21 protein-coding genes and 1 tRNA gene are annotated in these 23268 nt (G+C 57.7%); 7 read left to right on the top strand and 15 right to left on the bottom strand.

Annotated elements, in window-relative coordinates; translation table 11 throughout:
• Positions 1 to 93: 93 nt before the first annotated feature.
• The 10 genes from ROI90_RS18315 to ROI90_RS18270 all read right to left on the bottom strand — a co-directional run bounded on the left by ROI90_RS18315 (position 94) and on the right by ROI90_RS18270 (position 10074).
• Complete coding sequence (locus ROI90_RS18315) at positions 94 to 327, bottom strand: hypothetical protein (protein ID WP_315999729.1); 234 nt, start codon at positions 325 to 327, stop codon at positions 94 to 96.
• A gap of 305 nt (positions 328 to 632) precedes the next feature.
• Positions 633 to 1313: a type 1 glutamine amidotransferase domain-containing protein gene (locus ROI90_RS18310; RefSeq protein ID WP_315999728.1), complete on the bottom strand. Its 681-nt coding sequence runs from the start codon at positions 1311 to 1313 to the stop codon at positions 633 to 635.
• 46 nt (positions 1314 to 1359) lie between these two features.
• On the bottom strand, positions 1360 to 1668 hold the full coding sequence (locus ROI90_RS18305; protein ID WP_315999727.1) for a putative quinol monooxygenase: 309 nt from the start codon (positions 1666 to 1668) through the stop codon (positions 1360 to 1362).
• 16 nt (positions 1669 to 1684) lie between these two features.
• The gene (locus ROI90_RS18300) at positions 1685 to 2680 is read right to left on the bottom strand and encodes an NADP-dependent oxidoreductase (protein WP_315999726.1); all 996 of its coding nucleotides are present in this window, start codon (positions 2678 to 2680) and stop codon (positions 1685 to 1687) included.
• A gap of 167 nt (positions 2681 to 2847) precedes the next feature.
• Positions 2848 to 3285, bottom strand: a complete 438-nt coding sequence (locus ROI90_RS18295; protein WP_315999725.1) for an organic hydroperoxide resistance protein — start codon at positions 3283 to 3285, stop codon at positions 2848 to 2850.
• Positions 3286 to 3328: 43 nt separating this feature from the next.
• Positions 3329 to 3694, bottom strand: coding sequence for a MarR family winged helix-turn-helix transcriptional regulator (locus ROI90_RS18290; RefSeq protein ID WP_315999724.1), 366 nt, complete (start codon positions 3692 to 3694; stop codon positions 3329 to 3331).
• A 252-nt stretch (positions 3695 to 3946) separates the two neighbouring features.
• Positions 3947 to 4246 (bottom strand): rhodanese-like domain-containing protein, encoded by a 300-nt coding sequence (locus ROI90_RS18285; RefSeq protein WP_315999723.1) that lies wholly within the window; start codon positions 4244 to 4246, stop codon positions 3947 to 3949.
• An 86-nt stretch (positions 4247 to 4332) separates the two neighbouring features.
• Positions 4333 to 6204 (bottom strand): T9SS type A sorting domain-containing protein, encoded by a 1872-nt coding sequence (locus ROI90_RS18280; RefSeq protein ID WP_315999722.1) that lies wholly within the window; start codon positions 6202 to 6204, stop codon positions 4333 to 4335.
• Between the two features lie 120 nt (positions 6205 to 6324).
• The gene (locus ROI90_RS18275) at positions 6325 to 7110 is read right to left on the bottom strand and encodes a PASTA domain-containing protein (RefSeq protein WP_315999721.1); all 786 of its coding nucleotides are present in this window, start codon (positions 7108 to 7110) and stop codon (positions 6325 to 6327) included.
• 198 nt (positions 7111 to 7308) lie between these two features.
• Positions 7309 to 10074, bottom strand: coding sequence for a D-alanine--D-alanine ligase family protein (locus ROI90_RS18270; protein ID WP_315999720.1), 2766 nt, complete (start codon positions 10072 to 10074; stop codon positions 7309 to 7311).
• Positions 10075 to 10393: 319 nt separating this feature from the next.
• Here ROI90_RS18270 and ROI90_RS18265 point away from each other — a divergent pair, with 319 nt between their 5' ends.
• Entirely contained in the window at positions 10394 to 11578 is a 1185-nt protein-coding gene (locus ROI90_RS18265) for a phosphoglycerate kinase (RefSeq protein ID WP_315999719.1), read from the top strand.
• 434 nt (positions 11579 to 12012) lie between these two features.
• Here the strand turns inward: ROI90_RS18265 and ROI90_RS18260 are convergent, their stop codons facing one another.
• The 3 genes from ROI90_RS18260 to ROI90_RS18250 are packed head-to-tail and all read right to left on the bottom strand — an operon-like array spanning position 12013 to position 14582.
• Positions 12013 to 12654 (bottom strand): hypothetical protein, encoded by a 642-nt coding sequence (locus tag ROI90_RS18260; RefSeq protein ID WP_315999718.1) that lies wholly within the window; start codon positions 12652 to 12654, stop codon positions 12013 to 12015.
• A gap of 46 nt (positions 12655 to 12700) precedes the next feature.
• Positions 12701 to 13924, bottom strand: coding sequence for a site-2 protease family protein (locus ROI90_RS18255; RefSeq protein ID WP_315999717.1), 1224 nt, complete (start codon positions 13922 to 13924; stop codon positions 12701 to 12703).
• Complete coding sequence (locus ROI90_RS18250) at positions 13917 to 14582, bottom strand: HAD family hydrolase (RefSeq protein WP_315999716.1); 666 nt, start codon at positions 14580 to 14582, stop codon at positions 13917 to 13919. The genes ROI90_RS18255 and ROI90_RS18250 overlap by 8 nt, the downstream gene beginning before the upstream one ends.
• A 125-nt stretch (positions 14583 to 14707) precedes the next feature.
• Here ROI90_RS18250 and ROI90_RS18245 point away from each other — a divergent pair.
• The 6 genes from ROI90_RS18245 to ROI90_RS18220 all read left to right on the top strand — a co-directional run bounded on the left by ROI90_RS18245 (position 14708) and on the right by ROI90_RS18220 (position 21911).
• A tRNA-Ile gene (locus tag ROI90_RS18245) sits at positions 14708 to 14781 on the top strand.
• A 220-nt stretch (positions 14782 to 15001) separates the two neighbouring features.
• The gene (locus ROI90_RS18240) at positions 15002 to 15277 is read left to right on the top strand and encodes a hypothetical protein (RefSeq protein ID WP_315999715.1); all 276 of its coding nucleotides are present in this window, start codon (positions 15002 to 15004) and stop codon (positions 15275 to 15277) included.
• An 18-nt stretch (positions 15278 to 15295) separates the two neighbouring features.
• Positions 15296 to 15646: a hypothetical protein gene (locus tag ROI90_RS18235; protein WP_315999714.1), complete on the top strand. Its 351-nt coding sequence runs from the start codon at positions 15296 to 15298 to the stop codon at positions 15644 to 15646.
• A gap of 72 nt (positions 15647 to 15718) precedes the next feature.
• Positions 15719 to 17308, top strand: a complete 1590-nt coding sequence (locus ROI90_RS18230) for a type I restriction-modification system subunit M (protein WP_315999713.1) — start codon at positions 15719 to 15721, stop codon at positions 17306 to 17308.
• 4 nt (positions 17309 to 17312) lie between these two features.
• Positions 17313 to 18605 carry a restriction endonuclease subunit S gene (locus ROI90_RS18225; RefSeq protein ID WP_315999712.1) on the top strand — a complete coding sequence of 431 codons (1293 nt, stop codon included), beginning with the start codon at positions 17313 to 17315 and terminating at the stop codon, positions 18603 to 18605.
• 36 nt (positions 18606 to 18641) lie between these two features.
• Complete coding sequence (locus ROI90_RS18220; protein ID WP_315999711.1) at positions 18642 to 21911, top strand: type I restriction endonuclease subunit R; 3270 nt, start codon at positions 18642 to 18644, stop codon at positions 21909 to 21911.
• 133 nt (positions 21912 to 22044) lie between these two features.
• Here ROI90_RS18220 and ROI90_RS18215 read toward each other — a convergent pair whose 3' ends face one another.
• Positions 22045 to 23115, bottom strand: coding sequence for a hypothetical protein (locus tag ROI90_RS18215; RefSeq protein ID WP_315999710.1), 1071 nt, complete (start codon positions 23113 to 23115; stop codon positions 22045 to 22047).
• A gap of 45 nt (positions 23116 to 23160) precedes the next feature.
• On the bottom strand, positions 23161 to 23265 hold the full coding sequence (locus ROI90_RS21215) for a hypothetical protein (protein WP_380230173.1): 105 nt from the start codon (positions 23263 to 23265) through the stop codon (positions 23161 to 23163).
• Positions 23266 to 23268: the final 3 nt, after the last annotated feature.

The raw sequence follows: 23268 nt of genomic DNA, 5'->3' as shown, positions 1-23268 counted from the left end.
AGTTGGTGAAATGGTGAGTTTTATGTTCAATCTGCGTCAGCCACGCTAGCAAAACATCAAACTCACCATTTCACCAACTCACTATTTCACCAACTAAATCACCCGCACCCGGTCCCGGTTGGCGTCGTCGCGCAGGATTTCGAGGCCACGGTAGGCCAGGGGGCGGCCGGTGTTATGCGTCAGAGAGCCGCCGTCGGCGTGCAGGTGGGCCACGTCTAGGATCAACTGCGTGTATTTTCGCTCACCTAACTCAATGGCAACGGGGCGGCCGTGGCTGGAGTCGAAGGTGGCCAGGGCCTGGTCAATTTCTTCCAGAATCTTACTCATAACGCGGGAGGTAGAACGGGGTCAGTGCAGAAATATAAAAAATTGCCGGGATTCAGCGTGTTTTTCAAACCAGATGCCGGTCCGGCGGCGGCACGCCGTCGGGCCGGTTGTTGCGTGCGGCCGTTGTGTCGTCATCGTTCGGAGGTCAGCGGGCTTCAACCGGCCCGACGGCGTGCCGCCGCCAGACCGGAACAACTACTACAGCCGCTTTCCACCGCCGATTTTTCCCCCAAACCGGGCATAGAAAAGCCCCGGCAACTCCTGTTTTGGAGCCACCGGGGCCTTTCGGTTCAGTGAGCTGAAAACTACTTTTTCAGCATTTTCAGCAGGGCTTCGGCAGCCGGCTCCGAGGAAGCCGGGTTCTGGCCCGTAATCAGGTTGCCGGTCTGGGTGATGTAGGGGGCCCAGTCGGCGCCTTTGGAGTAGTCGCCGCCGTTTTCTTGCAGCATATCTTCCACCAGGAAGGGCACCACGTTGGTCAGCTGCACGGCTTCTTCCTCGGTGTTGGTAAAGCCGGTTACCGACTTGCCTTTTACCAGCGGCTCGCCGTTGGCGGCTTTCACGTGGCGCAGCACGCCGGGGGCGTGGCACACGGCCGCTACGGGCTTACCGGCGGCGTACAGGGTTTCAATCAGCTCAATCGACTTTTTATCCTCGGCCAAATCCCATAGTGGGCCGTGGCCGCCGGGGTAGAACACGGCATCGTAGTCGGCCGCCGATACGGAGTCGAGGGTTACGGTGCTGGTCAGGGCCTGCTGAGCAGCGGGGTCGGCTTTGTAGCGCTTGGTGGCATCGGTCTGGGCACTGGGGTCGTCGCTCTTGGGGTCGAGGGGAGGCTGGCCGCCTTTGGGCGAGGCCAGGGTCAGCTCGGCACCGGCATCCTTGAACACGTAGTAGGGCGCGGCAAATTCTTCCAGCCAGAAACCGGTTTTGTGGCCGGTATTGCCCAATTGGTCGTGCGAGGTAAGCACCATCAGAATTTTCATCGGAAAGAAAGTTTGGAGGGGAAAAAGAAAAGAAAGCTGCGGCCGGTTAAGCCAACAACCGGTAAAGCGAGACGTTGCGCTCCGTGAGCAGCGGCACAATCTGGGTAGCTACCAGGTTCTTATAGTGGGCCGAGGCCACGTGGGCATCCAGCGCGGCCTGGTTGGCATACTGCTCATAGAACAGGAAATGCGTCGGGTCCTTGGGGTCCTGATGGGCCACATACAGCAGATTGCCCGGCTCATGGGCGCGTACGGCGGCAGCGGCTTCCTGCATGAGGCGGCGCACGGTGTCGGCGTGTTCGGGGCGGGTGCGCCACTCGGCGGCCACACAGATAATATCAGCGTTGGTTGACATAGGTCAGACGGTTACGCTAGGCGACTTTCACAATGGCTTTGCCGGTGTTATCACCCTTGAACAGACCCAGGAAGGCGGCCGGAATCTGCTCGAAACCTTCCGTAATGGTTTCCTCAAACTGCAGCTTACCTTGGCCGTACCACTCCGTCAGCTGCTTCACGCCCTCGGGCCACCGGGGCAGGTAGTCGCCCACGATGAAGCCCTGGAGCTTGGTGCTGGTTTTGAGCAGCTTGCTCTCGGGGCGCGGGCCCACGGGCGCTTCGGTGTTGTTGTAGGTCGAAATCTGGCCGCAGAGGGCAATGCGGGCGTGCTTGTTGAGCAGGTCGTACACGGCATCGGTAATGGCCCCGCCCACGTTGTCGAAGTAGCAATCCACGCCGTTGGGCGCGGCAGCGGCCAGGGCGGCCGGAATGTCGGCGGTTTTGTAGTTGAAGGCCTCATCGAAGCCCAGTTGCTTGAGGTAAGCCACTTTCTCGTCGGAGCCGGCCGTGCCAATCACGCGGGCTCCCTTGATTTTGGCCAGTTGGCCTACTATCATGCCCACCGCACCGGCCGCGCCCGATATTACTACCGTTTCGCCCGGCTTGGGCTGGCAGATATCAAGCAGCCCGAAGTAGGCCGTGAGGCCGGGCATACCCAATAGCCCCAGGAAGTAGCTGATGGGGGCCTGGTTGGCGGGCACGCGGTTGAGGCTGGCGGCCGGGGCTACGCTGTACTCCTGCCAGGGCAGGTTGCCCACTACAATGCTGCCCACCGGCAGGTTTTCGGCCTGGCTTTCTACCACCTCGGCCACTACGCCGCCGGCAATAGGCTGGCCTACTTCAAACGGAGCCACGTACGATTTGGCGGCGCTCATGCGGCCCCGCATGTAGGGGTCCACGCTCACATAGCGGGTTTTGAGTAGTACTTCGCCGGCTTTGGGTGCGGGCAGCTCGCGGGTTTCAAACTGAAACTGGGCCGCCGTAGGCTCGCCCTGGGGCCGGCTGGCCAGCAGAATGGTGTTGGTTTGCATAGGAAGGAGGAAAAGGAAAAATGAGCGGATTCCGGTCACGGGCAGGGTGCTCGCCGCGGCCGAATGAGGTGTAACAGCTCAGCCGTAAAAAGGATTGAGGGCTGAATACGGACAGCGCGGTACCCCGCAACAGCCCATATTCAGCCCTCAACTAAAGGTTTTACCAATTAGGCGGCGTTGGTAGTGGTGGTCAAGTTCACCTCAATGTTGCCTTTGGTAGCGCGCGAGTAGGGGCAGATGCCGTGGGCGGCTTCCACCAGCTGTTCCGCCTGGCCCTGCTCGAAGCCGGGCAGGTTCACGTGCAGGTCGGCCGAAATGCCGTAGCCGCCATCTTCCGCTTTACCGAAGCCGATGAGAGCTTCTACGGTTACGTCCTGCAGCTTCACGCCAGCCTGGCGGGCCGCAACGCCCAGCGCGCCTTCAAAGCAGGCAGCGTAGCCAGCGGCAAACAGCTGCTCGGGGTTGGTAGCGCCGGCTTTGCCAGGGCCGCCCATTTCCTTGGGGGTGCTCAGCGTGAGGTTCAGCACGTCGTTGCTGGTGCTGATAGCACCGTCGCGGCCACCTTTGGCTTTGGCCTGAGCCGTAAATACTTTCTCGATTTTCATGTGAAGGGAGAAAAAAGAATGAAACTGAAACAGAAAGGCTGAACTACCTCAGCCGGGTAAGCAAGTTATTTAGCTGGTCGCGCAGGGCTTCAAACTCCGTCAGGGGAAAACCCATTTTCTCAAACAACTGCTCGGGAATGCGGCAGGTTGGCTGCCGTAAAGCTTCCCCGGCCGGCAGCAGCCCGATAATAACAGACCGCTCGTCGCGCGGGTCGCGGCGGCGACTGATAAGTTGGCGCTGCTCCATGCGCTTGAGCAAGGGCGTGAGCGTGCCGGAATCCAGCAGCAGATGCTCGCCCAATTCCTTCACCGTACGCTCCTGGTGCTCCCACAGCAACAGCAGCACGAGGTACTGAGGGTACGTGAGGTCAAATTCCTGTAGCAAGGGCTGGTATGCTTTGGTAAGCATGCGCGAAGCCGCGTACAGGGGAAAGCATAGCTGATTCTCCAGTTGCTGGATTGGATTCACAGATGATACAGAAGCAGAAGATGCGTTCATGGATGCAAAGGAAACAAGTTTGATTGAATAAAATTTAATTGTGTACAATTAAATTTTATTTCTTGTAGTCATTGCACGCTATACGTACTGTTACAGAACCCGTTAGAAATCAAAAAGCCGTGCCGCTACTAGCGGCACGGCTTTTTTGGGGCGGTAAGGTGCCTAGGCTTGCTGGTAGCCCTGCATGCCGCCAATCAGGTTCCGGACGTGGTCGAAACCATGCTGGGTCAGGAAGGCCTTAGCGGAAGCGGAGCGGCCTCCGCCCTTACAATGCACTACTACTTCCTGGTGCTTGAGGTCTTCCAACTCGTCCAGCTTACCAGGCAGCTCGCCCAGCGGAATGTTGCGGCTGCCATCAATGCGGCTTTCCTCGTTTTCCCAGGTTTCGCGCACGTCGATGATGATGGGGGCAGAGCCATTGGCCTGGCGCTCTTTCAACTCGGCGGAGGTGATGTCGTTCATACGGGCAAGTTCAGGTTGAGGGGTAGCAAAATGGCCGACTAAGGCCCAGGGTGCAAGGTTAGCAAGAAACCAACAAACTGCCGTGGCTAAGGTTGAGCCAGGGCTAGCCGCTTGGTCACTGTTTGCCCATTGGCCAGGGTCAGGCGCACAAAATACAGCCCGGCGGACAAGGGCAAGTGTAGCGTAGCCTCGCCCGCTTGGTCGGTAGGCTGTTCCCATACCACGCGGCCCAGGGCATCCAGTACGGCAGCGCGGGCGTAACGGCCCTGCACCTGCACTTGCCCGTTGGTAGTCGGATTGGGATAGAGCTGATACTGCGTGGCTACCTCGGCGGGCGCTACGGCAGCGGTGATGACGCCAGTAGTAACCGGCCGCAGCAGTAGGGAGCCGGCCGGAATGTAGCCACCCGTGGTAGCAGTAGACGCCGGGCTCCAGGCTCCAAACTCATTGCGGAAGAAGGTGTTAGCCGGCGGTGCGTTGTTCAGGTCTACCTGAAACTGAACAAACTGCGGGGTAGAAGCCTGCCCGTACCCCGCATAAAAACGGGTAGTTACGGGCACCGGACTATCAAACGGAATTGTAATGAAGGTTTGGCCGGTGGGCAGCGTGGTTGGAATAGTAAAGCTCTTGCTGGCCTTGGGAGTAGCCGCCGGCTGCCCGTTGCCGTTGTCGTCCCAGATGTTGATGGTAATTGTCCGGCCACCAGCCGTCAGCAGCAACGGTGCCAACTGGATGGCTCGAATCTGGTCGGGGCGGTTGAGGTCGAAGCGGAGGGCGTGGTAGCTGGCGGGCCCGGTGGAGGCGGGCGGCAGGCTTATGGTAGCTTCGGCCGTACCATCATCGTAGGCGTAGTAATCGGCCAAATCGGTTATGCGGCTGATAGTATCATTGGACAGCGTGAGTGGGCTGGTTTCGTTGCTGATCAGGTACACGCGCTGCCGTAGCTGCTTAGCCGCCGGAGTAGTAGGCACCGTGGCCCGGCGCGGGTTGCCGATGATAGGCTGCTGGCGCAGGCCTGCATCCAAGGAGCGGTTACCCTCCGCTATTAAACTGCTACCGCCGCCGAGTACGTCCAAGTAGCCTTCCCAGGAAATAGGCGTGGGAGCAGGCCCGGCGTCCAGATTATTCATGCTGGTGGCCGTGCGGTCAGCGAGTTCCTGAGTTGGGTTTTGGTTGAACTGCGTGATGGGCATGGCCGTAAACCGCTTTAGAGCGCTGGGCAGGGGCTTGCTGAGTGCAATATCACGGTAGGCCGAGTCGGTGGCCGTGCGGTTGCGGTCCAGGCGCACGTAATCCACGCTCCAGGCGTCGCGGGCGTTGTACAGGTAGCCGCTTACCCGGATGCGGAACTGGAAGTTGGCGTGCAGGAAATCGGCCTGGTTGATGGGCAGCGCTTTGAAGCGGAAGTTGGTGGTGTCGCCGGGGCTGCGCAACTGCCACACCTGTTGCCACTGGTCGGCGGCGTCCTTGAAGTCAACGTATAGAGCAATAGGCCGCGTGTTGTTGGTGGCAGGTGGCCCCCCAACGGTGCCCGCCTGCCAAAAAAAGCTCAGAAACAGATTGTTGGCCACCGTCTGCCCACTCAGGTCAATAGGCAGAGATGTCAGGGCATCGGCGTCGCCAAGCTGGGAAATGCCGCCCCGCGGGTTGCCTTGCGCATCCAACCCATCCAGCGTAGCCACACCCCGGCTGATGGGCCGGCGCGGAAACCGGTTGTTTACCAGCGCCCCGCCAGTTGTTTCCCAACGCAAGCCATCGGGGGCACCCTCTTTCTGCCGGGAGAAATCATCAAAAAACGGCAGGGTCAGGGCTGTTGGCCGTTGAGCAGCGTTGGGCCGATGGATAATAGCGTGGGGCGGCTCGGCCCCCAGCGGCTGCACTACCTGGGCCTGGGCTTCCACCACAGCCAAGCTGAGCAATGCTGCCGAACTAAAGAAAGAGCGTAAGGAAAAGGTCATATATACAACGTAAAAAAATGCTGAGGGAGGCAGGCTGAGCGGTTATACTCCACGCCCGAAAACCACAAAAGGTTCGTTGTACGTCAACGAACCTTCTGCTGCTTCTATTTTGCCCGGAAATTAGTTGACGGCTTTTACCGGCTCCCGGCCTGCCACCCACAAATCCACCAGCTGACCCATGCGAATGGTGGTGCCCGGGGCAGAGGCGGGGCGTTGCTTTACCACGGTGCCTTCCGTCTGCCCATCTTCGGGCTCCTGATAGAAAATTTCGCCCACCTGCAGGCCCTGGCCCACCAGCAGGGTAGTGGCCTCATCGGCGGGCATGTTCACGAGGTTGGGCACCGGAAACTCCTGGTTGCCCAGGCCGTCTCCCACTTCCAGATCTACGCGGGTGCCTTTGGTGATGGAGGCGCCGGCGGCTATTTCCTTGCCGTTCACCAGCTGCTTGAGCACCGCGTCCTTCTGAATGTTAGGCACGAATTTCAGCTGACCCACCACCAGGTCATAGCTTTTCAGAATCATCTGGGCATTTTTTACCGAGCCGTCCGTGAGCTTGGGCATCTTGATAACGGGCGGGTTTTTCATCGAAACCGACACGTAAATCTTGCGGCCTTCCTTCACCCGCTCCCCGGCTTTAGGCTCCTGGGTAAGCACCGTGCCCGCCGGAATTCGAGCATTGTAGGTACTGTCGTCCACGAAATAGGCTAGGTCCCGCTCATCCAGGTAGTCTTCCAGCGCCGCCTGGTTCATGCCCGTAACCTTCGGTACCACAATGGTTTCGCCGTGGTTGGTGGTGATAGGCAGGTACACATAAAAAAAACCGAACACCAGCGCGGCCGTGGCCACCACAATGATGAGCACGTGCTTGAGCAGGTCGGCCGGCGTATCGGAACGAAAAAAGGACATTAGGGAGAAGCTAGGAGGTAAAAGCTACAAGTAGCCGACAAAGCTAGAAATTAGAAAGGGAGAAGCTAGTCCCCCTCCTCAGATGAGGAGGGGCTAGGGGTGGTTGATGAAAGTTGAACGGTACTGGTTCTATCATCTAGCTCTAGTTGTCAACCACCCCTAGCCCCTCCTCATCTGAGGAGGGGGACTAGCTTCTAGTTACGCTTGAGCCTGCTCTGTACGCTGCTTGCCGAACTCCAGAATCCGGTCAATGAAGTCGTAGGGCGTGTAGCCGGCCAGGGCCGTTTGGTGGAAGATGCAGGTAGCGGGCGTCATACCCGGCAAAGAGTTTACCTCAATGATAATGACCTCCACGGCCCCGTTCTGGCGCACCCGCACAAAGGCGTCGATGCGGGCATAGCCCTGAATGTTCAGGATTTCGGCCACCCGGCGCAGTTCCCGCTTCACCTCCTCCGACACGCGCTGCCGCTCCGTGAGGTCGGCGGCGTAGCGGGCCGGGGTGATGTTCTGGCCTTCGCCGGCCAGGAATTTCTCCTCCAGACTCAGCACCTCACCGGTGGCCAAAGCTTCGGAGGCCTCAAATACCTCGATTTTCAGCTGCCCGTTGTCATCCCAGTGGGTGAGCAGGCCGCCGGTTACTTCCAGGAAATGAGCTGCGCCGTCCCGGTCAATCAGGGTTTCTACCAGGAAGGCTTCCTTCTGCGGGAATTCCTCCTTGAAACCCAGACTGAGCGTGGTAGCGTCGGCGGGCATCAGGTCTTTCTGACTACGGAAGATGAGGCGGGTGAAGGCCTCCAGCTCCGCCCGGTTCTTGATTTTCTTCACGGCCGAGGAGCAGCCGTCGTCGGCGGGCTTGGCAATGAAGGGGTAGGGGAACTGGGTTTCCAGGCTGCGGTAGAAGCCTTCCGCGTCGGCGTCCCACTCCAGGCGGTTAGCCATGCGGTGCTCAGCCACACGCAAACCCGCTTCGCGCAGGCGTTTGTTGGTTTCGAACTTGTTGATGGTGATGCTGGAGCTTTCCACGCCCGAGCCGTTGTAGGGCAGCCCAAATTTCTCCAGCTCCCGCTGCAGGGCACCATCCTCGCCGGGGCGGCCGTGCAGGGCAATAAACACCTCATCTACCATACTCGCCAGCTCCTCAAACGACACGCGGCGCGGCTGAGCCGTGGGCTGACCGGCGTAGGTGCTGGTGATGCCCTGGGCCTCGCGGCGGATGCGCTCCAGAATGGGGTGCAGGTCGTGGCCGGCTTCCATGTATTCCACTTTCTCCCGGATGTCGTCGGCGTTGTCCTTGAGCATCACATTGATGGGCAGCACGTACAGGCGGAACTCCTGGCTGTTGCCGGTCAGGAACACAGGTACTGGCTCATACTTCACCGAGGAGCTGAGCTTCTCGAAGATGTTCCGGCCACTTTCCACCGAAATATGCCGCTCCGAGGAGTAGCCACCCATAATTACGGCCACCTTGGTGCGGGTGCGCTCCTCCGAAGCCCGGGCCGCCACGGCCGCGTCCAGCTGGGCCAGCAGGCCCGCCAGCTTCACCGGCCGCAGCCCGCCGCGCCGCCGCGCCGCCAACGAGGTGCGGATCAGGAACGTGAGGAACTGGCTGGGGTTGAGCCCGATTTCAGCCGCCTGGTGGAAGAAGAATGAAGCCGGCAGCATGCCCGAGGTGGTATTCGGGTCGTTGAGGAACAGCTTGCCATCGGCCCCAATGAAGCCATCCAAGCGAGCGTACACCTGGAAACCAAAGGTGCGGAACATTTCCTCGCAGGCCTCGCGGATGCGCTGGATGTCGGCTTCGGGCAGGTCGATAGGCGTGATTTTGCGGGAGAGGCCGGGCAGGTATTTCGAGCGGTAGTCGAACATTTCCTCGCCCTTCACAATCTCCGTGGGCGGCAGGGCCAAGGGCTGGCCGTCGGCGTCCTCCACCACGATGCAGGAAAACTCGCGGCCCTGCACGAAGCTCTCCACCAGCACCTGAGTTTCGCCCTCCACGCTGGTCAGGCGCACCGCTTCGGCCGTGGCCAGATGCGCATCCAGGGCGCGCAACAGCTCCTCGGGCTGATAAATCAGTTGCGAGTTGCCTGTTGTCCGTTGCCCGTTGGGGACAGTGGCTGGCTCGTTTGAAACCGATAACTCAGAACCGGCAACTGGCAACTCCAATACCACCGGCAAGCCAATTCCGTCGCGGATGTCCACCAGCTGCTGCAGCCACACGGTTTTCTGCTGCTGCGACAGTGCCTGCCACTCCGTTTGGGTTACGGTTTTGCGGAACAGGCTGCGCTCCACGGCGGTGGCGAATTTAGTTACATCGGCTTCGCGCAGGATGCTGATGCCGATGCTGCTGCCTTGGCGCGGGGCCTTGAACACCAGCGGCAGGCCCAGCTCGCGCACCAGGTAATCTAGGGTAGCTTGCGCGTCGGCGGCGTCCCATTCTTCGGCCGTGATGAGGCGGAAGTCGGGCGTAGGGCGGTTCAGGGCTTTGAGCAGCTTTTTCTGGGCAATCTTATCGATGCCGAAGGCCGAGGGCAGAATGCCGGAGCCGGAGTACGGAATGCCGTACCACTCCAGCAGGCCCTGAATAGCCCCGTCCTCGCCGGCCGGGCCGTGCAAAGCCAGGAAGGCGAAGTCGATGAGGCCGGCCAGCTCCCGGGGCTCCACGCGGCGGCCCACTTCCGCGATGATGCGGTCCTGCTCCTCTAGGGGCAGCTCGCCCAGGCTTTCGAAATACATCTGCACCGGCAGCACCGCGGGCGGCAGCGCCGACACGGGCGGGTAAAAGTCGCGGATGGTGCCTTTGTAGATGTATTCCCAGTTCAACAGGATGAAGTTGCCGCGGCTGTCCACGAACACGGGCACGGCCTCAAACAGGGACTTATCCAGATTATCGTACACGGTGCGGCCGCCCGCGAAGCTGATTTCCCGCTCGCGCGACGGGCCACCGAAGAAGATGCCAATTTTCATATCGGGGGCAAAGGTAAAACATCTGTCATTGCGAGGCGGCACGCCGAAGCAATCCTTCCTTATCAAAGCAAAAAGCCCTGACCTATTCGCAAACCTTACGCTGAACGGTTGTAGAGACGCGACACTTCGCGTCTCCCGCCAGAACAACTCCCGACGCTAACATTCAACGCCGAGACGCGAAGGGGCGCGTCTCTACAAGCAACCGGGGCTTGTCATTTTCCGATGAGACATGCCCTGAAAAGGAAGGATTGCTTCGGCGTGCCGCCTCGCAATGACAGATGTTTTTACCTTCGCCCCAGCCAAACCCATTTCCTGTTCCATGAAAACGCTCGATCAGTACAACTTCGCCGGCAAGCGCGCCGTGGTGCGCGTAGATTTCAACGTGCCGCTCGATAAAAGCTTCGCCATTACCGACGATACCCGCATCCGGGCCGCCACGCCCACTATCAAGAAAATTCTGAAGGATGGCGGCTCGGTGGTGCTGCTCTCCCACCTGGGCCGGCCCAAAGGTGGCCCCGAGGATAAGTTTTCGCTCAAGCACCTAGTAGCCCGCCTGGGCCAGGAGTACGGCCAGGAAGTACAGTTTGCCGATGACGCGCTGCAAGCCGAGGACAAAGCCAAGGCATTGCAGCCCGGCCAGATTCTGCTGGTGGAAAACGTGCGCTTCTACGCCGAAGAAGAAAAAGGCAACGCCGAATTCGCGGCCAAACTGGCCAAACTCGGCGACGTGTACGTGAACGATGCCTTCGGCGCGGCCCACCGCAAACACGCCTCCACCGCTGTTATTGCCGACTCGTTTGCCGCCGAGGACCGCGTAGGCGGCTACCTGCTGCAGGGCGAACTGGACAACGCCAAAAAGGTGTTGGAGCAGGCTGAGCGCCCTTTCACCGCCATCATGGGCGGGGCCAAGATTTCCGACAAAATCCTCATCATCGAGAAGCTGCTCGATAAAGTAGACAACCTGCTCATCGGCGGCGGTATGGCCTACACGTTTGCCAAAGCCCAGGGCGGCCAGATCGGCAACTCTTTGCTGGAAGCCGACAAAATGGACCTGGCCCTGGAGCTCATTGAGAAGGCCAAAGCCAAAGGCGTAAACCTGGTACTGCCCACCGACAGCCTCATTGCCGATAAATTCGCCAACGACGCCGAAACCAAAGTGGCCCCGAACGGTCAGATTCCCGACGGCTGGATGGGCCTCGACCTAGGCCCCGAGTCCATCAAGGCGTTCAGCGAAGTGGTGCGCAACTCCAAAACCATCCTCTGGAACGGCCCCATGGGCGTGTTCGAGATGAGCAACTTCGCCAAAGGCACCGAAACCGTAGCCCAGGCCATTGCCGACGCTACCCAGCAGGGTGCCTTCAGCCTCATCGGCGGCGGCGACTCAGCGGCGGCGGTTAACCAGCTCGGCTTCTCGGAGCAGGTCAGCTACATCAGCACCGGCGGCGGCGCTTTGCTGGAGTACATGGAAGGCAAAGAGCTGCCCGGCGTAGCGGCGTTGGGTTAGAGCTGAGAAGTTAAAACCAAGAGCTTAGAGCCAAGAAGCAGTTTCCTAAACGGTGTATACGTGTCGTAGAGACGCGACACTTCGCGTCTCCGTGTTGAACGGCATCGTTGCATCTGCCCGACGAGAAGACGCGAAGTGTCGCGTCTCTATAATACTTGTGCAACCGCTTCCAAGAAAAGAGAGGGGAGATTATCGTTCAGTGGCGCGTTGCCAGCACGATAATCTCCCCTTTCTTTTTTTGACTCTAAGATCTAAACTCTAGGCTGTTTGGACAGTAAGTAAGCCTAAATAAAGCCATGTCATGCAGAGCCGGAGGTGAAGCATCCTGCGTGCTGGCGTTGTACTACCATTCAGACCTCAGCACGTGAGATGCTTCGCCTCCGGCTCTGCATGACGTTCCGCTTGGTAGTAAGAAGCGTTATTGTCCACTCAGCCTAGTTCAGATAAGGCGTTTCCAGATCCTGGCCCATTAGCTTGATAGAATCTTGGGAAAGGCGGCCGGTAAGGCGGGTGCTGAGGGTGCGGTACTCCTGCTCCGACAATACCTTCAGCTGCCGGAGCCAATGCAGGCGGTGCAGCTGCAGCTCAATGTGCCCGAGCGGGTTTACGGCGGCGTATTCCTCGCGCAAATAAGCGTGGGCCCGTAGCTGCATGGCATCCACGAAAGTGCTGAGGGCGGCGCGGTGACGAGAAGAATCGTGGAAAGCGAGGTGGATGCGGTTGGTGGTAAGCAGCACGCGGCGGCCCCGGTAGCGGCGTACCAGCACCACGGCCGCTAAGCCCAGCAGAAAGCTCAGACCACCTACCAATATGGCTGCTGCATCATCAGAATTCTTCGTTAAATGAAGTGCAGCTTGTGCAATGAGCCAAGCTGGTATTACGAAAGGCCGAACCCGCACCGGCTTGGGCTCTTGGTACTCCAGGGTTATGGGAAGCAATTCTTCGTAAGGAATTTCGGTTTCCAGCCGGGCTGCCCCGCGGCGCGGCCCTTGGCTGACGTATAGCCCGTTCGGGCCAAGCACCAGCCGCGTAGAACCCCGCAAAAAGTGATGTTGAGTGAATTGAGGAACCGTCATGCAAAAATGCCAGCAGTGGAGTAGCTCCACAAACCAGCGGAAATCATCAGGAAAGTAAAATAGGGGAGGGCGTGAAGCAGAGTGCAAAAATAAGCAGCATCAGCCAGCCCAGCAGGCGGCGGCCCCTGGATAGCGGCTGCTCCCGGGGCGCTACCGGATGAAAAATGCCGGTAACCCGGGCCAGCAGCAGCCCAAACAACAGCCAGCCCGGCATACCTAGTAACCCCGGCACCGCCGAGGCCAGCGCTATCTGCCCCAACCACACCGCGCCCGCCAGCAACACGGCCCGGCGCGCCGTGGGAACCGCCCGCCGGAACACCAGCCACAGGTAGAGCCCATAAGGAACGGCCCCGTACAACCACATATCAGCGTCCGATTGCAGTGTGAACAGGCCCAGGCCCGCGTAGAAAATGAAGGCTATAAATAATACCACCGATACCCGCGCCGCCCGGCGCGGCCCTAGTAGCCCGTATACAATGTGGCCGCCATCTAACTGCCCAATCGGGAGCAGGTTCAGGGCCGTGAAAAACAAAGCCAGCACCCCCGCTACCAGCACCGGATAATGCACCAGCTCATTCGGGTGCGGCATCCGGGCCGGGTCGGCCAGCCACGCCGCCATGCCTTTAAACAGCAGCGGCTGGGCCAGTACTAAGCTACTGCCCTCCGGCAAAGCCTGGTACACGTGCTGGGCATACTCAGCACCAAAGGGGCGGTACTCGGGGTGGAAACCGTACAGATACTCCACCGACGGCAGATGAGTCAGGCCATACGCCAGCACACCAACCGCCACCACAAATCCGGCCAGCGGACCGGCCAGGCCCACATCAAAAAACTCCTGCCGGGAGAAAATCCGGTCCTTAATGCGGATGACCGCCCCAAAGGTGCCAATGCCAATAGGCAGCGGAATGAAGAGCGGCAGCGTGGCCCGGATGCGGTAGTAGCGGGCCGTGAAGTAGTGGCCAAACTCATGCACCGTGAGTACCCCCAGAAATGGCACGGAGTACCACAGCCCAACTTTCAACGCAGACCATATCTGCTCCCAGGGCTGCAACAGAACTTCAAACGGTAACCAATCGGCCGCAATAAACTGGTTGCGCATCAGCTGCACCCCAGCCAGTGTCGTCGTCAGGGCCGTAAGCAGAAACAACGCTAGGTGTAGGGTGTAGCGCAGGGGGCGGGGCCAGGGCAGCCGCTCATAGCGCCGGAAGGCTGCTTGAGCATCCTGGGCGGCGGCAGCCGGGGTTAAATTGGGGCCCGCGGCTTCAGGCAATGGAAGGAGTAGTGGATTCTCGGTTGGGGAAGGCACGGAGGGCGGCGGGCAAAGCGTCTTGCAGCGTGAGCGGCGGAGTCAGAAAAAGCGTGTGCAGCCCTAGGCGCTGGGCCGTGGCAATATGTTGGGGGCTGTCTTCGATGAACAACGTTTCTTCGGCCTTCCAGTTCATCTCCCGCAGCGCGTGGCGGAAAATTTCCTCCCCTGGTTTGCGCAGCCCCACTTGCTGAGAGTAAAACACCCGGTCCAGACAGTCGGCAATGCCGTGTTCCAAGCCATACTGGTCCTGCAGCCGTCGGTTTATTTCCTCAATATGAATCTGGTTGGTGTTCGATAACAAGGCCGTCTGGTAGCCCTGCGCCCGCAACTCGGCAATGAGGGCTAGGCGCTCAGCTGGCACATCCAGCAGCATAGCGTTCCAGGCCGCGTCTAGTTCCGCATCAGTAGCCGTGAGGCCATAATGCTGCCGCAGCCCCACCCGAAACTGCTCCGGGCTAAGCTGGCCGGTTTCCATCTGGTCAAACAGATCGGCTTGGGCTGCCTGGGTAAACTCAATGGCAGAGCCGTGCCGGCGCATGGCTTCCACAGTCAGGCTGTAATCAATGTTGATGATAACACCTCCAAAGTCGAAGAGGAGGTTAGGCAGGCGATGCGACATAAGTGCGGTGGCTAGGCCCAGACAGGGAAAGCAGTGCTTTTCCTACTCGGTGTAATTGCAAATTCGCCCGTAAAAGTCGAAGTTTGCACAGCTGAAACCAACTGCTGTGTGGTTGGTAAAGCCAAGGGCCTATAGCTCAATCGGTTAGAGCAACTGACTCATAATCAGTAGGTCGCTGGTTCGATTCCAGCTGGGCCCACTTTTAGGCTGCATAAATCATTGTTTTTCAGTGATTTATGCAGCCTAAATTTTTTCACGGGACAACTAGCGGGACATTTTGGGGCGTTATCTACAATAGCTCGTATCTACGCTGGCGATTAGTACGGTTTATTCTATTTTCAAGCCTCACTTATACAAAGTAGGTGTGAGGCCAGAGTTAGAGGCTTCTTTTTTGCAATTCAACCATTTCCAAATACTATATGAGCCAAGTGCTTGAAATACAGATAATGCCCACTAGCGGTTCATTGTATCAGCGAGGTTTCGACATTGATACGATGGACGTTGATGCGGGAGATACATTCAAAATAGAGAAGGGTTTCCAAGGGAGTGTCAGCTGCGATGATGAACAGTACATCTTGAAGCAGAAGGATGCTTTCAGCGGATACATTGAAATTCTTGAAGGAGAAGATACCTTGTTCTTGGAACCCGGCCGCTACCGGTTCCATACCGACGGTATAACTATCGAGCAACTCTAGACTGTATCATTTCCTGCTATGATTCATGTATTGGTAGTACCTGAAACGGACGAGTTCAAAGAATCCGTTTCGCACGAAGACACTATCCTAATTAATCTAAGCTTGGGCAACCCTAAACTCAAGCATTGGAGCGCCCGGTACGTGACCCCCTGCTGGATATATGGCAAAGAGCCTGGTGCCCGCCGTATCTATCATATCTTGGCAGTGGGTAACGATGGAGAAAGCACTGTGCTGACGCTAGGCAATTCGTTTTTACTGCCCGAGGTATGGAACGGGATGGGCCAGTCGCGCCGGTTTGAATACCACCCGCTCCGCAACTTCGGCTTTGTGGAAGTGCAGGAAGGCTTCCTGATGAAATTTAAGGTCTGACGTTCCCGTAATGGCGTCTGGTTCCGTGCAGCTGTGCGGTCCGTTTTTGCAATACCCCTAGTATCCCGCCCCGTGGCCAAGAAGAAAAAAGAAGTTGCGGAGGAGCCGCTGGAAAAGCAGCTCTGGAAAACCGCCGATAAGCTCCGCAAAAACATTGATGCCGCCGAGTACAAGCACATCGTGCTGGGCCTCATCTTCCTCAAATACATTTCCGACTCCTTCGAGGAGCACTATGCCAAACTGGTGGCCGGCGAGGGCGAATACGCAGGGGCCGACCCCGAAGACCGGGACGAGTACAAGGCCGAAAACGTGTTCTTCGTGCCGGAGTATGCCCGCTGGCAGTTTCTGCAGAACCACGCCAAAGTAGCTCAGATTCCGGTGTACGACCCCGAAGGCAAGGGCATCATTGTGGGCATTGGCGGAGCCGTGGACAACGCTATGGACTGGCTGGAAAAAGAAAACCCGCCGCTGAAGGGCGTGCTGCCCAAAGTATTTGCCCGCCAGAACCTGGACCCCGCCAGCCTGGGTGAGCTGATTGACCTAGTAGGCAACATTGCGCTGGGCGACGTGAAATCCCGCAGCGCCGACGTGTTGGGCCGTGTGTTTGAGTATTTCCTGGGTGAGTTTGCGCTGGCCGAGGGCAAGAAGGGCGGACAGTTCTACACCCCGCGTAGCGTGGTAGAGTTGCTGGTAGAAATGCTGGAGCCCTACGAAGGTCGCGTGTACGACCCCTGCTGCGGCTCGGGGGGCATGTTTGTGCACTCCGAGAAGTTTGTAACTCAGCATCAAGGCCGCCTCGACGATATTGCCATTTACGGACAGGAAAGCAACCAGACCACCTGGCGGCTGGCCAAGATGAACCTAGCCATCCGGGGCATCGACAGCTCGCAGGTGAAGTGGAACAGTGAGGGCTCCTTCCTCAACGATGCTCACCCCGACCTGAAGGCCGACTACATCATTGCCAACCCACCCTTCAACGTGAGCGACTGGGGCGGTGAGCTGCTGCGCACCGACGGCCGCTGGAAGTATGGCGTGCCGCCCACCGGCAACGCCAACTTCGGCTGGATGCAGCACTTCATTCACCACCTGGCCCCCACGGGGCAGGCAGGCGTGGTGCTGGCCAAAGGGGCGCTTACTTCCAAAAGCTCGGGCGAGGGCGACATCCGGCGGGCGCTGGTGGAAGCGGGCCTCATCGACTGCATTGTGAACCTGCCAGCCAAGCTGTTCCTGAACACCCAGATTCCGGCTGGTTTGTGGTTTATGAACCGCAACCGGCAGGGCGGGGACAAGTTCCGCGACCGGCGCGGAGAAATCCTGTTCATTGACGCCCGCAACCTGGGCTTCCTGGTAAACCGCCGCACCCGCGAGTTGAGCGAGGCCGACATCCAGCGCATTGCCGACACTTACCACCAATGGCGCACCGAGGGCGGCAGCTACGAGGATGTGCCCGGCTTCTGCATGGCCGCCCCCCTGGCGCGGGTGCAGGAGCTGGACTACGTGCTGACCCCCGGCCGCTACGTAGGTCTGCCCGACGACGAGGACGAGTTTGACTTCACCGAGCGGTTCACCACGCTACGAGCGGAGCTCGAGGCGCAGCTACGCGAGGAAAGCGTGCTAAACGAGCGGATTGCGGAAAATTTGGCGAAGATTTTTACGGCGTAGGAAGATGAGTGGGCAAACGGCAATTTTGTGGGAGGGGGAAACATTGGTTAGCACACTCGTTACTAGTGAGTTAGTTAATGAGTGGCCAGAATACTCCTTGGGAGAATTGGGAAAAGTTATTACCGGCAATACTCCATCAAAGGACAATCCCGGTGATTGGGGAGAAGCAATGCCTTTTATAACTCCCTCAGACTACAAAAACTATCGGAAGAAGGCGGCTCAAAGTATCAGGAGCCTTTCAGACGAAGGAGTCAGACGATTAGCAAAAAGGGTCTTGCCTGCGAATTCCGTTCTGGTAACCTGTATAGGTTCAGACATGGGAAAAGTAGTCATGAATGCTACTGAGGCTGTAACCAATCAGCAGATTAACGCCTTAGTGCCCAATAATGACGTTGTTGACGCTAACTTCTTATACTATAGTTTGGTTAGCCTGCATGAAACATTAGTAACTCATGGCAGTGATGGCACAGCAGTGCCCATCTTAAACAAAGGCGACTTTGAGAAACTCACTGTTCAAATTCCTCCGCTTGCCGGACAACGCGCCATTGCTAGCGTCCTCAGCAGTTTAGATGAAAAAATAGACCTGCTACACCGGCAAAATGCCACCTTGGAAGCCTTGGCGGAAACGCTGTTCCGGCAGTGGTTTGTAGAAGCAACTAATAACCTTAAACCCGGCAAATTTGGTGATTGGGTAGAGGGGACAATTGGAGGGGAATGGGGTAAAGAAGTGTCCGAAGGAGAATTTATCCAGCCAGCTTACTGCATTAGAGGGACTGACATAGCTGATTTGCAAATCGGTCTAGCATACAAGACGCCCTTGCGGTTCGTGAAGCCAAAGAAATTCGAAAGCATTCAGCCGAAAACCGGCGACATTATCATTGAAATTTCAGGTGGTACCGAAAATCAATCTACTGGCCGGGCTTTGTACATAAACGACGACATAAAGTCTTTTTACAGTCAGCCATTGATATTCTCAAACTTCTGCCGGATGATTCGGCCAATCAATGAGCAATATTCCTTTTTCATCTACTTGTACATTCAGTACTTGTATAAGCAAGACGAATTCTTTGGTCTTGAAAACGGGAGTTCTGGTATAAAAAACCTGGACTACAAGGCGCTGCTTTTCGAAATAGAATACCTTATGCCTACAGAAGACCGAGTACTGGAATTTGATAAGCAGGTTAGTCCATATTACTCAAAGATTAATCAGAACAAGCGTCAAGTTCAGACGCTCGAAAAGTTGCGCGACACGCTGCTCCCCAAGCTGATGAGCGGCGACGTGCGCGTGGCCTACTAACCTTTCCACTATCCAATAGCTCTATCCCCGTGCCTTATGACCAAGCTGACGGAAAACGCCATTGAAGAGTACGCCATTGAACTGTTGCAGGAGCTGGGCTACGGCTACTGCTTCGGGCCCGACCTTGCGCCCGACGGGGCCCACCCCGAGCGGGTCTCCTTTGCTGAGGTGCTGCTACTGGAACGGCTGCGCAAGGCCATTGCCGCCCTCAACCCCACCGTGCCCGCCGAGGCCCGCGAAGATGCCCTGCGGCAGGTGCGCAACGTGGCCGCCCCCGAGCTGTTGGCCGGAAACGAGGCCTTCCACCGCCTGCTCACAGAGGGTGTTCCGGTGCAATACCAGAAAGATGGTAACACCCGCGGCGACGTGGTGTGGTTGGCCGATTTCGGTTCACAGCCGGAGCGCAACGAGTTTCTGGTCGTCAACCAGTTCACCATTGTCGAAAACGGCCACCACAAACGCCCCGATCTAGTGCTGTTCGTGAACGGCCTACCGCTGGTGGTTCTGGAACTGAAAAACGCCGCCGACGAGAAAGCCACGCTTCAAACGGCCTTCAAGCAGCTGGAAACATACAAAGCTCTTATTCCAGGCCTGTTCACCTACAATGGCCTGTTGGTGATTTCCGATGGCCTGGAGGCGCGGGCTGGCTCGCTGTCGGCGGGCCTGAGCCGGTTTATGGCCTGGAAGTCGGCCGATGGCCTGGCCGAGGCTTCGCCGCTGGTGGGCCAGCTCGAAACCCTGATTCGGGGTATGCTGGCCCCAGCCACGCTGCTGGATGTGTTGCGGCACTTCGTGGTGTTCGAGAAATCGAAAAAGGAAGACCCCAAAACGGGCGTTATTGCCATTTCGACGGTGAAGAAGGTAGCCGCTTACCACCAGTATTACGCCGTAAATGCTGCCGTGCAATCCACGCTGCGGGCAGCTGGTCATGCCGGGTATAAGGCGACTCCCAAACACGTTTCCACTGGTTACAAGCTAGATGATTCTGACCCCACGCTAGCCGAGGAAGCACCTGAAGTGTACGGCCTGCCTAGCGTGAAGGCCCAGCCGTTCGGCGACCAGAAAGCCGGCGTGGTGTGGCACACCCAGGGCAGCGGCAAAAGCCTGAGTATGGTGTTTTACACCGGCAAAATCGTACTGGCCCTCGACAACCCTACCGTGCTGGTCATCACCGACCGCAACGACCTCGACGACCAGCTGTTCGACACCTTTGCCGGCTCCACCCAGCTGCTGCGCCAAGAGCCCCGGCAGGTAGAGAGCCGGGAGGATTTGAAGGATAAGCTGCGGGTCGCCTCGGGCGGAGTAGTGTTCAGCACCATCCAGATGTTTCAGCCCGAAGAAGGCAACGTGTACGAGGAGCTGTCGACGCGGCGCAACATCATCGTCATTGCCGATGAGGCCCACCGCACCCAGTACGGCTTCAAGGCCAAAACCGTGGACGTAAAAAACGAGGCCGGCGACGTGGTGGGCAAGAAGGTGGTGTACGGTTTTGCCAAGTACCTGCGCGACGCGTTGCCCAATGCCACCTACCTGGGCTTCACGGGCACGCCGGTTGAGAAAACCGACGTAAACACCCCTGCTGTATTCGGCAACTACATCGACATCTACGACATTGCCCAGGCCGTGGAAGACGGGGCCACGGTGCGCATTTTCTACGAGAGCCGCCTGGCCAAAGTCAGCCTCAGCACCGAGGGCAAAAAGCTGGTGGATGACCTCGACAAAACCCTGGACCAGGAAGGCCTCAGCGACCCGCAGAAAGCCAAAGCAAAGTGGACGCAGCTGGAAGCCCTGATTGGCAGCAAGCAGCGCATCGAGAAGATTGCGGCCGATGTGGTGGCCCACTTCGAGCAGCGGCAGGAAGTGTTTGAGGGCAAGGGCATGATAGTAGCCATGTCGCGGCGCATTGCCGCCGAGCTGTACGCGGCCATTGCGGCCCTGCGGCCCCACTGGCACACCGACGACCTAACCACCGGCCGTATGAAGGTGGTGATGACCTCCGCCTCATCGGACGGGCCCGCCATTGCCAAGCACCACACCACCAAGGAACAGCGCCGCCTGCTGGCCGAGCGCATGAAAAACCCTGCTGATGAGTTGCAACTGGTGATAGTGCGCGACATGTGGCTCACCGGTTTCGATGCCCCGAGCATGCACACGCTCTACATCGACAAGCCCATGCAGGGCCACAACCTGATGCAGGCTATTGCCCGCGTCAACCGCGTGTACAAGGACAAGCCCGGCGGGCTGGTAGTTGATTACCTCGGCATTGCCTCCGACCTGAAAAAAGCCCTGGCGTTCTACTCCGATGCGGGCGGTAAGGGCGACCCGGCCGAAACCCAGTACCAAGCCGTGGCCCTGATGGTGGAGAAGCTGGAAGTGGTGCAGGCCATGTACCACGGCTTCGCCTACGACACCTACTACGACGCTGGCACCGCCCAGAAGCTGTCGATGATACTGGCGGCCGAAGAACATATTCTGGGGCTACCGGATGGCAAGAAACGCTACATCAACGAAGTAACTGCCTTGTCGCAGGCGTTTGCCATTGCCATTCCGCACGAGCTGGCTATGGCCGTGAAGGATGAAATAGGCTTTTTCCAGGCAGTGAAGGCCCGCCTGGCAAAGTTTACCACGGGTAGCTCGGGCCGCAGCGACGAGGACATCGAAACCACCATCCGGCAGGTGATTGATAAGGCGCTGGTATCGGAGCAGGTGATAGATGTGTTCGATGCGGCCGGTATCAAGAAGCCCGACATTTCTATTCTCTCCGAGGAGTTCTTGTTGGAGCTGAAAGGAATGCAGCACAAGAATGTAGCCCTGGAAGTTCTGCAAAAGCTGTTGCGCGACGAGATAAAAGCCCGTTCCAAATTCAACTTGGTAAAAAGTAAGTCGTTGATGGAAATGCTGGAAAGCGCCATTAAGCGGTATCACGCCAAAATCATCACCGCCGCCGAGGTCATCGACTACCTCATCAAGCTGGGCAAAGAGGAGGTAGCCGGTATGGATAGCGAGGCTGCTGCCATGGGCCTTACCGAGTACGAGTACGCCTTCTATTCGGCTGTAGCCAACAACGCCAGTGCCCAGGAGTTGATGCAGAAAGATAAGCTGCGCGAGCTGGCCGTAGTGCTCACTGAGCGGGTGCGCAGTAACGCCTCCATCGACTGGACCATCAAGGAAAGCGTAAAGGCCAAGCTTAAGGTAATTGTGAAGCGCACGCTGCGGCAGTTCGGCTACCCACCCGATATGGAACTGCTGGCTACTGAAACGGTACTCAAGCAGGCTGAATTGATTGCGACGGAACTGACGAAGTAATCAAATACAATTACTTGGGACACATAAGCGCAAAGCCGGCACTATCAACGGATAGTGCCGGCTTTGCGCTTATTGAGCAGCTTTAAGTGGCAAAAATTGGTTTTAAACTCCGGTCAACTGGTCTTTAAGCCGGTCAATAGATTTTATATTCTGTACCTATCCGGCCCTGTTCGGCTGTAGCAAATCGGTTCTTCTGGATGGTGGCAACGCCCTCATGGCACCGAATGATAATATCCACCTCATGGCCCCAACTACCGTCTCCCCGATACTCTTTGCCATCTTTGTGGGCGTGGCTGATAAAAATGTGGCTGATATGCTGGCTGAAAGCTGGTAGCTGGCAATCGTTAGCGGTGGCTTTTACGTGGAATGGGTGAATTCCAAGCATCGTAATGGAGTCATACACAATGGTTCGGTATTCAGGCGTACCACCGGTTGGCTGACCGGTTGGCCAACCGGTGCGCTGACCGGTAGGCGAAAGTGCGTTTCCAGCCAATTGACCGGACATTTGACCGGTGGTACCGGTAAGCAGAATCTGCCGCCATTCCAGCTTAGAATTGGGTAACCGGTTGGCGAATAAAAATCGGTCGTGGCGGGTGATGGTACGAGCCTGTTTTTGCCGGAGGGTAGTGCTATTCAGCCCTTCCTCCCCGGAAATGTAGAGCACCTTACGGAAAGCTGCCATTTCATTGGCCATTATCATGCTCATGGTTGATTTGCCACTGCCTGGCAAGCCCCAAATCAACATCTGGAACGGGTGGGTAAGCTCACCCAGGAACTGGCGGAGGGTAGGGGGCAGGGCTGGGCGGTATTGTCCCGGCTGCCGGCCAGCGCGTATTTCACCTGTGAGGGTAGCAGTTAGCAGTGGAGCTTGACCCACTAGGCCAGCAATACCGCCCGGCTTGGGCTCTGTTGAAGCCGATATAAGCTGGCTTTCGGCCATTTTGCCGGCAAAGTCAATCAGGCGCTTAGCAGCGTAGTCACCAATGGAATAGGCTGATTTCCGCTTTTCTCCGGATTTTTCTGTTCTGTTCAACCGGTTGTCCGGCAAACCAGAGTGTCCGGTATTACCGTGTGCTTTGTAGTATTTGCGGCAAGCATCCGTGCAAAACCGGCGATTGATGTTGCCAATGATTGTAGTGCCGCAAGATTGACAATTTTTAGTGTGTGCCATTATAGTGAGGAAATATGCAGTGTGAAAATCCATATCGGAATAAGCATACCACTACACACCAACACTGAGGTGGTCTAGCTAAGCCGGACAGAGTTGGGACGTTGTTTGGAGTTGGGTTTCGAAGTGGTTGGGCGATTGATAGCCGAGTGCCGAATGCCGTCGCTCGGCGTTGTAATAGGCGATGTG

It is taken from the genome of Hymenobacter endophyticus, assembly GCF_032464715.1.
GTDB lineage: Bacteria > Bacteroidota > Bacteroidia > Cytophagales > Hymenobacteraceae > Hymenobacter > Hymenobacter endophyticus.
The sequence above is the reverse complement of the archived record's forward strand: the minus strand, read 5'-3'. Positions and strand labels throughout refer to the sequence as shown.